General features: G+C 45.0%; 8 protein-coding genes, 3 tRNA genes and 3 rRNA genes. 7 read left to right on the top strand and 7 right to left on the bottom strand.

The window, feature by feature from the left end:
- The first annotated feature begins 521 nt into the window (after positions 1–521).
- From M0M83_RS05135 to M0M83_RS05160, 6 genes are all read left to right on the top strand, one after another.
- Positions 522–2,061: ribosomal RNA gene (locus tag M0M83_RS05135) — 16S ribosomal RNA — on the top strand.
- A gap of 65 nt (positions 2,062–2,126) precedes the next feature.
- Positions 2,127–2,203 (top strand) — tRNA-Ile (locus M0M83_RS05140).
- A gap of 137 nt (positions 2,204–2,340) precedes the next feature.
- Positions 2,341–2,416 (top strand) — tRNA-Ala (locus tag M0M83_RS05145).
- 261 nt (positions 2,417–2,677) lie between these two features.
- Positions 2,678–5,695, top strand: a 23S ribosomal RNA gene (locus M0M83_RS05150).
- A gap of 141 nt (positions 5,696–5,836) precedes the next feature.
- A 5S ribosomal RNA gene (gene rrf / locus M0M83_RS05155) occupies positions 5,837–5,952 on the top strand.
- The 16S, 23S and 5S rRNA genes sit together here with 3 tRNA genes alongside, the layout of an rRNA operon.
- A 58-nt stretch (positions 5,953–6,010) precedes the next feature.
- Positions 6,011–6,087 (top strand) — tRNA-Asp (locus tag M0M83_RS05160).
- A gap of 199 nt (positions 6,088–6,286) precedes the next feature.
- Here the strand turns inward: M0M83_RS05160 and M0M83_RS05165 are convergent.
- The 7 genes from M0M83_RS05165 to M0M83_RS05195 all read right to left on the bottom strand — a co-directional run bounded on the left by M0M83_RS05165 (position 6,287) and on the right by M0M83_RS05195 (position 13,311).
- Positions 6,287–7,012 (bottom strand): ArsR/SmtB family transcription factor, encoded by a 726-nt coding sequence (locus tag M0M83_RS05165; protein WP_420793957.1) that lies wholly within the window; start codon positions 7,010–7,012, stop codon positions 6,287–6,289.
- Complete coding sequence (locus tag M0M83_RS05170; protein ID WP_248467779.1) at positions 6,994–7,383, bottom strand: amino acid-binding protein; 390 nt, start codon at positions 7,381–7,383, stop codon at positions 6,994–6,996. Before M0M83_RS05170 ends, M0M83_RS05165 begins: the two co-directional genes overlap by 19 nt.
- The gene (locus tag M0M83_RS05175) at positions 7,376–7,699 is read right to left on the bottom strand and encodes an antibiotic biosynthesis monooxygenase family protein (RefSeq protein ID WP_102138272.1); all 324 of its coding nucleotides are present in this window, start codon (positions 7,697–7,699) and stop codon (positions 7,376–7,378) included. The genes M0M83_RS05170 and M0M83_RS05175 overlap by 8 nt, the downstream gene beginning before the upstream one ends.
- Before the next feature lie 115 nt (positions 7,700–7,814).
- Complete coding sequence (locus M0M83_RS05180) at positions 7,815–8,147, bottom strand: YfiM family lipoprotein (protein ID WP_125894248.1); 333 nt, start codon at positions 8,145–8,147, stop codon at positions 7,815–7,817.
- A gap of 73 nt (positions 8,148–8,220) precedes the next feature.
- Positions 8,221–9,576 carry a CDP-diacylglycerol--serine O-phosphatidyltransferase gene (gene pssA, locus M0M83_RS05185; protein ID WP_248467781.1) on the bottom strand — a complete coding sequence of 452 codons (1,356 nt, stop codon included), beginning with the start codon at positions 9,574–9,576 and terminating at the stop codon, positions 8,221–8,223.
- Positions 9,577–9,735: 159 nt separating this feature from the next.
- Positions 9,736–12,381 (bottom strand): bifunctional acetate--CoA ligase family protein/GNAT family N-acetyltransferase, encoded by a 2,646-nt coding sequence (locus tag M0M83_RS05190; protein WP_125894244.1) that lies wholly within the window; start codon positions 12,379–12,381, stop codon positions 9,736–9,738.
- A gap of 228 nt (positions 12,382–12,609) precedes the next feature.
- Positions 12,610–13,311: a tRNA-uridine aminocarboxypropyltransferase gene (locus tag M0M83_RS05195; protein ID WP_185746945.1), complete on the bottom strand. Its 702-nt coding sequence runs from the start codon at positions 13,309–13,311 to the stop codon at positions 12,610–12,612.
- A gap of 169 nt (positions 13,312–13,480) precedes the next feature.
- Between M0M83_RS05195 and M0M83_RS05200 the strand changes: the two genes are divergently transcribed.
- Entirely contained in the window at positions 13,481–14,575 is a 1,095-nt protein-coding gene (locus M0M83_RS05200) for a tRNA/rRNA methyltransferase (RefSeq protein WP_125894242.1), read from the top strand.
- The last annotated feature ends 106 nt before the right edge of the window (positions 14,576–14,681 follow it).

The raw sequence follows: 14,681 nt of genomic DNA on the forward strand, positions 1-14,681 counted from the left end.
GTATAAAATATAGTCACTTGAGGGTTTTTTTCAAAAAAACACTTGCTAGATTTTTCTGACTCCCTATAATGCGCCACCACTGACCGGGAACAAGACAACGCAAAGCGCGATGAACACTGAAACGGCAGCGAGAGATTCTGAAAAGAAAAAGCAAAAAATTGCTTGACTCTCACGGAGGAAAACGTAATATACGCCTCCTCGCGACAACGACCTCGAAGTCGAAAATCGAAAGATTCAGTCGCAACGCTCTTTAACAATTTATCAGACAATCTGTGTGGGCACTCACAGGACACTATCAAAAAAATATTTGATTTTAAGTCTTGAAGAGTGACTAACACGTTAATTCATATATATGAAATAAGGTAGTAACGCTTATTTTGGAAGGATAACGCGAAGGCAAGCAGAGATAACCCGAGGCAGTACTTAGGTACGGCGAGGGGAAGCGATGCGAAGCCGACAAAGTTAGCCGAACAAAAGAACGTTACGGTCAGTAAGACATTCTTTGAGCATCAGACTACTTTTAATTGAAGAGTTTGATCATGGCTCAGATTGAACGCTGGCGGCAGGCCTAACACATGCAAGTCGAGCGGTAACAGGGGAAGCTTGCTTCTCGCTGACGAGCGGCGGACGGGTGAGTAATGTATGGGGATCTGCCCGATAGAGGGGGATAACCACTGGAAACGGTGGCTAATACCGCATAATCTCTTAGGAGCAAAGCAGGGGAACTTCGGTCCTTGCGCTATCGGATGAACCCATATGGGATTAGCTAGTAGGTGGGGTAATGGCTCACCTAGGCGACGATCCCTAGCTGGTCTGAGAGGATGATCAGCCACACTGGGACTGAGACACGGCCCAGACTCCTACGGGAGGCAGCAGTGGGGAATATTGCACAATGGGCGCAAGCCTGATGCAGCCATGCCGCGTGTATGAAGAAGGCCCTAGGGTTGTAAAGTACTTTCAGTCGGGAGGAAGGCGTTGTTGCTAATATCAACAACGATTGACGTTACCGACAGAAGAAGCACCGGCTAACTCCGTGCCAGCAGCCGCGGTAATACGGAGGGTGCAAGCGTTAATCGGAATTACTGGGCGTAAAGCGCACGCAGGCGGTTGATTAAGTTAGATGTGAAATCCCCGGGCTTAACCTGGGAATGGCATCTAAGACTGGTCAGCTAGAGTCTTGTAGAGGGGGGTAGAATTCCATGTGTAGCGGTGAAATGCGTAGAGATGTGGAGGAATACCGGTGGCGAAGGCGGCCCCCTGGACAAAGACTGACGCTCAGGTGCGAAAGCGTGGGGAGCAAACAGGATTAGATACCCTGGTAGTCCACGCTGTAAACGATGTCGATTTGAAGGTTGTTCCCTTGAGGAGTGGCTTTCGGAGCTAACGCGTTAAATCGACCGCCTGGGGAGTACGGCCGCAAGGTTAAAACTCAAATGAATTGACGGGGGCCCGCACAAGCGGTGGAGCATGTGGTTTAATTCGATGCAACGCGAAGAACCTTACCTACTCTTGACATCCAGAGAACTTAGCAGAGATGCTTTGGTGCCTTCGGGAACTCTGAGACAGGTGCTGCATGGCTGTCGTCAGCTCGTGTTGTGAAATGTTGGGTTAAGTCCCGCAACGAGCGCAACCCTTATCCTTTGTTGCCAGCGATTCGGTCGGGAACTCAAAGGAGACTGCCGGTGATAAACCGGAGGAAGGTGGGGATGACGTCAAGTCATCATGGCCCTTACGAGTAGGGCTACACACGTGCTACAATGGCGTATACAAAGAGAAGCGACCTCGCGAGAGCAAGCGGAACTCATAAAGTACGTCGTAGTCCGGATTGGAGTCTGCAACTCGACTCCATGAAGTCGGAATCGCTAGTAATCGTAGATCAGAATGCTACGGTGAATACGTTCCCGGGCCTTGTACACACCGCCCGTCACACCATGGGAGTGGGTTGCAAAAGAAGTAGGTAGCTTAACCTTCGGGAGGGCGCTTACCACTTTGTGATTCATGACTGGGGTGAAGTCGTAACAAGGTAACCGTAGGGGAACCTGCGGTTGGATCACCTCCTTACCATTGAAGTGTTTTTGTGAAGTGCTCACACAGATTGTCTGATGAAATAGAGTAGCGGTATCGATAGGCTTGTAGCTCAGGTGGTTAGAGCGCACCCCTGATAAGGGTGAGGTCGGTGGTTCAAGTCCACTCAGGCCTACCACTTTTCTCTTATGCTGCGTTATGGCTCAGCTCGTTTACCCAAAAGTAAACGTCGCTAATCCACGCCTTGCCTAAGAAAAAAGACCTCGAATAAGAAAGTCTTATAAAGAGATTCATCGATACCAAAAATACCTTTATGGGGCTATAGCTCAGCTGGGAGAGCGCCTGCCTTGCACGCAGGAGGTCAGCGGTTCGATCCCGCTTAGCTCCACCATAAATTTTTCTGATTATTCAGAATAGATTAGTCAACTAGTCTATTGCGAATAATTATGCTCTTTAACAATCTGGAACAAGCTGAAAATTGAAAACAACGCACATTGTTTATCGCTTAAACAATGTGAGAGTCTCTCAAAATTTCAGACCTGAAATTTTCGGTCACTTTAGCGAGTGGCATGAGCGAGCACTGCCCAACAAAGAAGGAATGCACGCACAGCCATGACAGTAAGGTGAACGTTGAAACAATTTCGGGTTGTGAGGTTAAGCGACTAAGCGTACACGGTGGATGCCTAGGCAATCAGAGGCGATGAAGGACGTGCTAATCTGCGATAAGCGTCGGTAAGGTGATATGAACCGTTACAACCGACGATTTCCGAATGGGGAAACCCAGTGCAATTCGTTGCACTATCGTTTGATGAATACATAGTCAAACGAAGCGAACCGGGGGAACTGAAACATCTCAGTACCCCGAGGAAAAGAAATCAACCGAGATTCCCCTAGTAGCGGCGAGCGAACGGGGAGCAGCCCAGAGTCTTAATCAGCATTAGCATCAGGAGAACGGTCTGGAAAGTCCGGCAGTAAAGGGTGATAGCCCCGTATCCGAAGGTGTTAGTGTTGTGAACTCGACGAGTAGGGCGGGACACGTGTTATCCTGTCTGAATATGGGGGGACCATCCTCCAAGGCTAAATACTCCTGATTGACCGATAGTGAACCAGTACCGTGAGGGAAAGGCGAAAAGAACCCCGGCGAGGGGAGTGAAATAGAACCTGAAACCGTGTACGTACAAGCAGTGGGAGCCCCACCACCAAAGCATTTTCTGGTGTTGAGGACAACTTTGAAGTGACATTCAACACGCGTTGGCGGAGCGCTTTTTGCGACGCCCAACACACAAAACAAGCAGTGAATGTGCTTTGGGGTGGGGTGACTGCGTACCTTTTGTATAATGGGTCAGCGACTTATATTCTGTAGCAAGGTTAACCGTATAGGGGAGCCGTAGGGAAACCGAGTCTTAACTGGGCGAATGAGTTGCAGGGTATAGACCCGAAACCCGGTGATCTAGCCATGGGCAGGTTGAAGGTTGGGTAACACTAACTGGAGGACCGAACCGACTAATGTTGAAAAATTAGCGGATGACTTGTGGCTGGGGGTGAAAGGCCAATCAAACCGGGAGATAGCTGGTTCTCCCCGAAAGCTATTTAGGTAGCGCCTCGTGAACTCATCTTCGGGGGTAGAGCACTGTTTCGACTAGGGGGTCATCCCGACTTACCAACTCGATGCAAACTACGAATACCGAAGAATGTTATCACGGGAGACACACGGCGGGTGCTAACGTTCGTCGTGAAGAGGGAAACAACCCAGACCGCCAGCTAAGGTCCCAAAGTCATAGTTAAGTGGGAAACGAAGTGGGAAGGCTCAGACAGCCAGGATGTTGGCTTAGAAGCAGCCATCATTTAAAGAAAGCGTAATAGCTCACTGGTCGAGTCGGCCTGCGCGGAAGATGTAACGGGGCTAAACTATGCACCGAAGCTGCGGCAGCGATATGTAAATATTGTTGGGTAGGGGAGCGTTCTGTAAGCCTGTGAAGGTGTACTGTGAGGTATGCTGGAGGTATCAGAAGTGCGAATGCTGACATAAGTAACGATAATGCGGGTGAAAAACCCGCACGCCGGAAGACCAAGGGTTCCTGTCCAACGTTAATCGGGGCAGGGTGAGTCGACCCCTAAGGCGAGGCAGAAATGCGTAGTCGATGGGAAACGGGTTAATATTCCCGTACTGGTGATAATTGCGATGGGGGGACGGAGAAGGCTAGGCTATCCGGGCGACGGTTGTCCCGGTTTAAGAATGTAGGCAGGTGAATTAGGCAAATCCGGTTCACTACATGCTGAGGTTCGATGACGAGTCACTACGGTGATGAAGTAGCTCATGCCCCGCTTCCAGGAAAAGCCTCTAAGCTCTAGATTATCATTAATCGTACCCCAAACCGACACAGGTGGTCAGGTAGAGAATACTCAGGCGCTTGAGAGAACTCGGGTGAAGGAACTAGGCAAAATGGTGCCGTAACTTCGGGAGAAGGCACGCTGGCGCTAGGTGAAGTCCCTCGCGGATGGAGCTGAAGCCAGTCGCAGATACCAGCTGGCTGCAACTGTTTATTAAAAACACAGCACTGTGCAAACACGAAAGTGGACGTATACGGTGTGACGCCTGCCCGGTGCTGGAAGGTTAATTGATGGGGTTATCCGTAAGGAGAAGCTCTTGATCGAAGCCCCAGTAAACGGCGGCCGTAACTATAACGGTCCTAAGGTAGCGAAATTCCTTGTCGGGTAAGTTCCGACCTGCACGAATGGCGTAATGATGGCCAGGCTGTCTCCACCCGAGACTCAGTGAAATTGAACTCGCTGTGAAGATGCAGTGTACCCGCGGCAAGACGGAAAGACCCCGTGAACCTTTACTATAGCTTGACACTGAACATTGAGCCTTGATGTGTAGGATAGGTGGGAGGCTTCGAAGCGTGGACGCCAGTCTGCGTGGAGCCAACCTTGAAATACCACCCTTTAATGTTTGATGTTCTAACGTTGCCCCGTTATCCGGGGTGCGGACAGTGTCTGGTGGGTAGTTTGACTGGGGCGGTCTCCTCCCAAAGAGTAACGGAGGAGCACGAAGGTTGGCTAAGCATGGTCGGACATCATGCGGTTAGTGCAAAGGCATAAGCCAGCTTGACTGCGAGAGTGACGGCTCGAGCAGGTACGAAAGTAGGTCTTAGTGATCCGGTGGTTCTGAATGGAAGGGCCATCGCTCAACGGATAAAAGGTACTCCGGGGATAACAGGCTGATACCGCCCAAGAGTTCATATCGACGGCGGTGTTTGGCACCTCGATGTCGGCTCATCACATCCTGGGGCTGAAGTAGGTCCCAAGGGTACGGCTGTTCGCCGTTTAAAGTGGTACGCGAGCTGGGTTTAGAACGTCGTGAGACAGTTCGGTCCCTATCTGCCGTGGGCGTTGGAAGATTGAAAGGGGCTGCTCCTAGTACGAGAGGACCGGAGTGGACGCACCACTGGTGTTCGGGTTGTCATGCCAATGGCATTGCCCGGTAGCTAAGTGCGGAAGAGATAACCGCTGAAAGCATCTAAGCGGGAAACTTGCCTTGAGATGAGTCTTCCCTGACCCTTTAAGGGTCCTAAAGGAACGTTTAAGACTAAGACGTTGATAGGTTGGGTGTGTAAGCATAGCGATATGTTGAGCTAACCAATACTAATGAACCGTGAGGCTTAACCTGACAACACCGAAGGTGTTTTAGAGAGATTGGGTTGTTTTTGATAGTGAGTGAGAAGCCGAGAGGTGAAGGACACACAGCTTGTTTGAGATTGACGTTTTGGTTTAGTGAATAAAAAAGCTAAACGGGAACAAACAGAATTTGTCTGGCGGCAATAGCGCGGTGGTCCCACCTGACCCCATGCCGAACTCAGCAGTGAAACGCCGTAGCGCCGATGGTAGTGTGGGGTCTCCCCATGTGAGAGTAGGGAACTGCCAGACATTAATTAAAAGTTTATTGCTCAATAGCAGTAAGCTGCCGAAAGGCAAAAGAATAAGTGGAGCGGTAGTTCAGTTGGTTAGAATACCTGCCTGTCACGCAGGGGGTCGCGGGTTCGAGTCCCGTCCGTTCCGCCACTTATTTAAAGCCCCGTGATGAAAATCACGGGGCTTTTTTACATTATTAACATATTGAATTTTATGGATAATGACCCATTGTGGCTTGGAGCGTTATTTGAGGAAAACACAGTCTTACGTCTGCTTTAATTGGTTCTACAACTATATTATTAAATCGTTTTAGGATAGAAAGTAACTGTTCACTATTTGGGGGGAGAATTTAAGCTATATTAATATCAAATATACGCTTTAAGGCTTTTTTACCATCCGAAGTAAAAGTAACTTCTCTATAGCCTTTTGTTTTATCTATCCATTTGTTTTCTTCAAAGAATTGTAGCAGTAATGATCCTGCGAGCCCTCCTAAGTGCATACGTCTTTCACTCCAATCTAAACAAGCACATGCTATTTTCCGTTTTGTATGAGGAACAATATCTATCCCCAATTTTTTGAATTGGTCGGTACCAATCATCGATAATTTATTTTCTTTAGCTGTAAACCAGCCATTTTTATCCATAAATTCGTAGATCTGAACGGCAATTTCTCCTGCTAAGTGGTCATAGCAGGTGCGTGCTTTTCGTAGATGTGTAGGTGTTGTTATTGGGTGGGTATACTCTAATTTCATAGATACCCCCATTAATGTTTCTAATAATTCGGCAATGTCTGAGCCAGCAAGTCGATAATAGCGGTGCCTTCCTTGAGATAGACAACTAATTAAGTGGCTATTTAAAAGCTTAGCTAGATGTGCACTTGTTGTTGATGGAGCTATATCTGCAACTGCGCTTAATTCAGTTGCTGTCCACGCTCTGCCATCCATTAATGCACACAAAATGCTGACCCTTGAAGGATCAGCAATTGCAGAAGCAACTTTTGCGATGGATTGTTCTGATGGTTCTTTTTCTTCAATGAGGATGCTATTTTTGCTGGGTATCATGGTAGGCTTTCCCATGGTTTTGTCACTTCAGCAGTTACTATATCATTGTCTGTTATTAATATTAGCCTGTTATTGTGGTCGCTATATTGGACTAAGATATTAATGTGGTGAAGCGCGAGTTGCGAAACAATTTCGCCGAGCTCGCCAGGACGCTCTTGCTTTAATTTGCGGATAACCGGTTGTGTAATACTCTCAATCTGTAAACCCACCGTTGCTAAGGCACTACGCGCTTTTTCTGGCTGGGTAACAAGAAAATGCGCGTGGCTTTTTCCTTCGATAGAAAAAACACCACCGCCTTCAAGACCAACACCATGTTTCCCTAATGTTGTTGCCAATAGTGCTAAAGTTTCCACTTGGTTTTCAAGAATAACATGAATGTCATACATCGGAACTATCCTCTTTATTGAATGAATAATCCTTTAGTGTATGGGCAATTCGAATTCGATAATGAGAAAAAATGGCTTGCTGCCCTTCAACTTGTGCATTGATATGCATGAAGTGGTTTTTCCATTTTTTTATAGCTTCTTCTGTTTCCCACCATGAAAGTGAGAGGATTTTTCCTTCTGTTGTGACAGATTGAAAACGCTCGACAGCAATGAACCCTTCAATGTTCATCAGTTCAGATTTAAGTTTGGCTGCCAATTCGAAATAACGGTCTTTTTGCGCAGGTATTGGGATGGCTTCAAAAATAACGGCAATCATAAAACTCTCCTTAATGTAGATGGCTCAACTATAAGGATTTAATTTATAGTTACTTCGATGGTGAGCGAAATATTGAAAATAGGAATGTAAAAGATTGGAAAAAGAAAGGTGAGGATCATTTGAAGGATTGATACATGCTATATCCAGCGACTGCTCCGGCGACATCATAGGCAAAATCATGCCAACTCCAACCGGTGCCCGTAGGCCTACTATCATAAAGCTCTTTTGCTACGCCAAGAGATACAGAAAAAAGAATACCAAATATCGCTGCATCACGGTGTTGTATATTTTGTTTATCTGCATAAGCATTGCCAGCGGCAGCCATAGCCGCTGAAAATGCAAAATGCTGAGCTTTATCTTTACCTTGCCAATTATCATTAGCCCAATGAAAACCATGACATCCAGCCAAAATAAACATAAATAAGCTAATGATTAGTAATTTGAGCATATTTGCTGAAATACCTAGAAAATTAAAGTTGCAAAATAAAAGCGCCACTGGTGTGACGCTTATTGTTTAAATTCTAAAGAATGCGGCTAATTAAACGATCGACCCGTATTCGACGTAGCCGTCGGATTAATTTTTTCACTTTAACTGGATAGGTTTGAATGCTGTCCAGTTCACGATAATGGTTAACAACTTTTGTATGCGTTCGGATACACGCGAGTTCGTGGCTACGCTGTTCTTGCAATTGTTGTTTTGGATCGTGAATTAATACTGCATTTTCAAGATCTAAGCCCCATGCACGAGGGTTTAAGTTATTACCCGTGATCAACTGCCACTGATTATCAACCCACATGCCTTTTAAGTGATAGGTATTATCGCCATCTTTCCAGAGCCTGACTGTGAGTTGTTGGCTGTCAATAAAGCGTTGTAAGCGGCTGACAAAACGACGCAGATTAATTTCGTAGAGATAGGGTAATGCACCTATAATTTTAAACGGCTCTTCGGGAGGAATATAAAAATCATTGGCGGTTTTATCACCAATGATAATTTCAACCTGTTTACCATCACGCAGTAACCTGCTGATAATCCGGACTAAAACCGCGGGTAAATTAAAATAAGGTGTACAGATAGTTAATTTATTACTGGTCGAACCCATTAAGTGGGTGATGACTCGGTTTAAATCGTTTTTCTTACCAAGCCCGACAAAAGGGGTAACCGATAATGCGTCATTTGATGTATTTCCTGTAAATTGGTAAGAAGCTCCCCTTAAGCTTAAGCGAAATTGTTTGATTAAATGCTTAAATTCTGCTGTTTTAGGACGAGGTTCAGTATTGAGCAAATGAACCGCTTCAGCAGGCAATAATGATGCATCAATGAATTTTTTCATTGATGCGGTGAGCTGCCCATTTTTAATCAGGTGGTATCTGTCATAACGGTATCTATCATGACGTTGTAAATACACGTCATTAATACTCGCTCCGCTATATAGCAAGGTATCATCAAATAAAAAGCCTTTGAGGTGTAGTACACCAAGGGCTTCTCGTGTATTGACAGGAATACCATAGATAGGAATTTCGATATCAGGATAATGCTGAGCAACATCATAATACCAATCGGCATTAGTTGCATTTGCAGCAACGCCTATACGCCCTCGTTGAGCACGGTGCCAGTCTACGAGAATTTTGATATCCAATGATGTATTAGCTTGTTTTGCAGCATATAGCGCATGAAGTACGTCTTTGCCTGCATCGTCTTTCTCTAAATACAAAGCCGTTATGTAGATAGTATTTTGAGCTTGAGAGATTTGCTTAAGCAGTTCATCACGAAAATCTTCTGTCTTATATAGCGTTTTTACATCAGCAACTTCTTGAGATAGTTTTGGTAAACTGGCCAAATATTGTTGATGTTTTGCTTGTTTTAATTTTGACAACATCACAGTGTGAATTTTCTCTTATTAGTCCAATAGCAACTCGCTTTGCGCACATTTTTAAGCGAATGATCTGTGGATGATAGCATATTTAACCAAACCATTTAGTATAAATTGACGACTTGTTTAATTACTATACAAATTGAGCCCTGTTCTTAGGGGTTTTTATAAATGAAGCGTCAGATTAACCACTCCATCTTCAAACTGAACGTCAATCTCAAAGCCCAGTTTTTTCGCTAGGCTTATCATATTACGGTTTTCAGGCATGGTTATTGCTGTTAGCTTTTTAATGCCGTGACTCCGAGTGTAGCTAAGTAGCTTTTGCATAAGTTGATAACCCAGTGTTTGCCCCTTCATATCGGAGCGAACCAGTACTGCAAATTCGGCTTCTTGGTTATCAGGGTCAGCCATTGCTCGTGTGACCCCGATAATTTCAGGCGCAGTATTTGGGTTTTTTACCGCAACGAAAGCCATTTCTCGGTCATAATCAATTTGGGTCATATTGGCGAGGTCATCATGGGTAAATTCGCTGATCTCGCTAAAATAGCGATAATAAAGATCCTCTTTTGTCACTTGTTCTATAAAGGATTTTAGCAACGGTTCATCTTCAGGAAGGATCGGACGTAGCAAGCACGTAAGATCTTCTTTTAAATGGATTGTTTCTTCTAGTTCACTAGGGTAAGGCCGGATCGCTAGCCTTGATGTGGTCGCATCATCTGTTGGGCTTAATGTCATTGAGACATCAAGTAAAGTGAATTCATCCCCTGAAGCGAGCAATGGGTGGATGTCTAACCTTGTAATATTTGGGCAATCTATAATTAAATTTGAAACGCGCACTAATAAAGCTGACAGCCCTATAATATTTAAGGGTTCTAAAGCGCTTCGAGATTTGATTTTATAACTTTTGATAGCATTAATAACGAGGTAGCGAGCTAAAGCCATATTTAGTGGAGGAAGAGCAACTGCCGCTTGGCTCTCTTGTTGCCACTCAATGCCACCTTCTCCGAGCATGATAAGAGGACCAAAAACAGGGTCTAGCTCAACAGCGATTCTGAGTTCTTGAGCGCCAGCTCGATTTGCCATACTTTGTACTAATAGCCCTTCAATTCGAGCATTAGGAAAATTTGTTGAAACACGCTCCATAATCGCTTTCGCTGCATCTTCTACCTCTTTAGCATTGCGCAAATAGAGCATGACCCCTTGTACTTCTGACTTGTGTACAATATCAGGAGAACGCAGTTTCAAAGCAACGGGGTAACCAATTTTTTCTGCAATTTCAATGGCTTCATTGCTAGAGTGCGCTATCCATGTGGGTAAACTATTTAACCCGTAGGCTTTTAAAATAGGTTGAACTTCATGTGTATCCAGGTGCAACTTATTATTTTCCAATGCTTGCTGAATATATTCATGAGCCTGTTGTGTATTAGCGGTGATACCTACTGGAAGGGCTGGCGTTTCTTTTAATTGTTTTTGGTTGCGGCGATATTCCACCATATGCATGTAAGCGGTTATTGCCCCTTCTGGGGTACGGTAGGTTGGGATCCCCGCTTCACTAAATAGCCGACGAGATTCTTGAGATGAATATTCACCACACCAGTTAGTTAAGATAGTTAGCCATTTTCCGCGTGGGTGCTGTTTTATGGTTTTAATGATTTTTTCTGCCATGGTTTTGCTTTCAGTAATCGCACTGGGGGTGTGGATAAGCAATAAAGCGTCATGGTCGTGACTGTCGAGCATTTTGTTCAATACATTGATATAGCGCTCAACGGTGGAGTCATCTCCTAGGTCAATTGGATTTTTCGTCGATAAATCAAGCGGTAGAAGTGAACTTAATTCATTTTCTGTTTCAATACTTAACGTTGCAAGTTTGCCACTTCGCAAGAGAAGTTCATCGAGTGCCATCGCGGCAGGGGCTGAGCCATTGCTCATGATTGAAAGGCGTTCACCGCGTAATGGCGTCATGTAGCTTAATGTTTCGACAGCAGAAAACATTTCGTGAGTATCTTGTACACGAAGTAGCCCTGCACGCTGTATCGCAGCATCATAGGCAGCATCTAGGCTCGGTTTATCGCCTAGAAGTTCTTGTGCTTTGCGGGTTCGACCGCTTTTTATCACCAATATAGGTTTATTACGTGAGGCACTGCGAGATGACGATAAAAAGCGCCGTGCATCACTAATGCTTTCGAGGTACAACAAAATGGCACTGGTTTTGCTGTCACGCGCTAAATAATCGAGTAAATCGTCAATATCAATATCGATGCTATCACCCAAGGCAATAAAATAAGAAAAACCGATGTCTCGGTGCCTTGCCCAATCCAGAACGGTATTTGATACCGCAGCAGATTGAGAGATAAAAGCGAGTTTTCCTTTTAAGATTGGAATTGGCGAAAAACTGGCATTCAAGCCCTGCCAAGGGGCTAAAAAACCTAGGCTATTCGGGCCTAATAGGCGAATTTGATATTGCTGGGCAACTTTTTTTAATTCATTAAACTGAATTGAAGGGGACGATAAAATAATCACCACTTTACAGCCCGCTTCCCCTAATTGCTGTAAACAGGTGATATTACGAGAGTAATGAGTACAGATAACGGCAAGGTCAGGTTTGAGCGGTAATTTATCTATAGACGGATAGGCAAGCACACCAAGAACAGAGTCTCGGTTTGGGTTAACAGGCAGAATAGGGCCTTTAAAGCCACTGGTAAGAAGGTTTTTCATCATTACCGAACCTGCACGGCCCGGATTTTCAGATGCTCCAATGACAACGATAGACTTTGGCCTGAATAAAGATTCTAACTGACTGACTAAACCCATAGTTGATAACCCTTTGCTTTGCTGAACGAGATAAGCGGCCAATAGATAAAAATTGGCTGAGTAATACTTATGAATACTATGCCTTATCTTTGCGATTGCGCTAGTTTATCCGGTGAGTTTAGTTAATTTATACAAGCACGTTCACGTTTTATTAGCACGACGATCTAAAAGTTGTCATTTAATGGTACTGGGCTCGAAAAGAAAGAGGAAAACAGTACCAATAAATAGTTAGAGGTAGGATTCGGTAAGTAGCTTCTGTGCAATAGGGTGGTGTGGTTTTCCTTCAAGATATTTTTGACGGAAAAGATTGAAGTGGCTAAATAGTTGTTTTGACGCGTTTAAATCTCCCGCGAGTTCTAAAACGGTAGCGGCGACCTCAGCAGTACAATGTTGTTCTTCCCTTGATGGCGTACGTAGTAAATAATCCGTTCTTGCTTTGGTATTAATTGAAAGCATCGGAATATCATTAAGATAAGGACTTTTACGAAACATTTTACGTGCTTCTGGCCAGGTTCCATCGAGTAAAACAAATAAAGCGGGTTTATCCGACAAAGTAGGTTCATTGACCACGACACGTTCATTTTGAGCGTAGCTTTCTGGAAAAATAAGGTAAGGTTGCCTTGTAGTGTCTTGCAATGCCGCCAGTAGTTGCGCATCAGGCTCTGTTCTTGACCATTGAAAGGCCAAAGTATCGGGTAAAATATCTGCAATCAGTTTTCCCGTATTACTTGGCTTGAATACTTCGCCATCAAACATAATCAAGCAGAATTGACTTTTTGCTTGTGACGATATGGTGTCTTGGCACAGGCATTGTGGAATAGGTAACAAGCAATATTGGCAACGTTTTACTCGGCAGCCCCGCGCTTTAAACGGTTTAGTCGATAACGCGAGGCGTTGTTGACGCAGGTGATAAACGGCATTCGGAGTCATGTTAAGTGATATTTTTTAGGCCTAAAATGAAAGCGCATATTGTACGCAAAACGATTTCTATACGATAGAAGTATATTCAATAACTTTTAGATGAGATAATAGTGTGAATCGGTAGCGTAGCCATGCAACATCATGTAATCTTCGCGCCATAGCTTAGTAGGGGATAGTGATGAACGACTCGAATGATTTTAGTGGTAAAAACGGCAAAGTAAAAGTGATGTATGTCCGCAGTGAAGAGCAGGGCAACACGACAGGTAATGATAAACGCCGAGGCGGTGGCCGTGATGATAGGCGTGGTAATGACAAACGTGGTGGCGATAGACGAGATGGTGCTCGCCAAGATCGTGGCGGTCGCTCAAATCGCCCTGAAGGCGGTCGTGAAGGTCGTCGCTCCGATAACCGTAATGATGCACCTCGTGAACGTTCACCTTGGCGCACTGTTTCTAAGCCAGATAGCGAAGAGTTAGCGAATGACCATGGTGGAATTGTCGGTAAGAGCCAAATTGACCCTGAACAATTGCGTAAGCAGCGCCAAGAAGAAACCCGTATCTATGGTGAGAATGCATGTCAAGCCATGTTTAAAAACCGCCCTGATGCGATTGTTCGCGCGTGGTTCTTGCAATCTGTCACGCCACGTTTTCGTGATGCATTAAAATGGATGGCTGCAAATCGCAAGGCTTACCACGTTGTCGATGATGAAGAGTTATCGAAAGCATCGGGAACTGAACATCATGGTGGTGTGTGTTTTATCATCAAAAAACGTGGTGGTATGAGTGCCGATGCTTACTTGCAGCAAGCGACAGGCAATGACTGTGTATTAGCGCTGGAAGATGTGGGAAATCCACATAATCTGGGCGGTATTATGCGTAGTTGTGCGCACTTTGGTATCAAAGGGGTGATTTTGCAGGATGCTGGCATGCTGGAGTCTGGTGCGGCAATTCGTACCGCAGAAGGTGGTGCTGAGCACATTAAAGCGATTGATGCCGATGGATTAACGGATACTTTGGATAAATTCCGCAAAGCGGGTTATACCATTGTGACGACTTCCAGCCATAAAGGCAGCCAAGATCTCGCAAAAGCGAAGTTACCTGCCAAAATGGTCTTAGTTTTAGGCCAAGAAAGTGATGGTTTAAGTGATAGCACGTGGGACCAAGGTGATATGAGCCTGTATATCGGCGGAACAGGTAAAGTGGAAAGCTTGAACGTGTCTGTTGCAACGGGAATTATGCTGGCGCAGTGGTGGCAGCAGAACCAAGTTAAATAATACTTTTTCGTTATAAGATATCTAAAGCCATACATAAAAGGATGTGTTTCCTGCTATGTATGGCTTTTTGATATCTGTCATCAAGACGACTTAGTGGGATGGCCTC

Source organism: Providencia rettgeri (genome assembly GCF_023205015.1).
Taxonomy (GTDB): domain Bacteria; phylum Pseudomonadota; class Gammaproteobacteria; order Enterobacterales; family Enterobacteriaceae; genus Providencia; species Providencia rettgeri_E.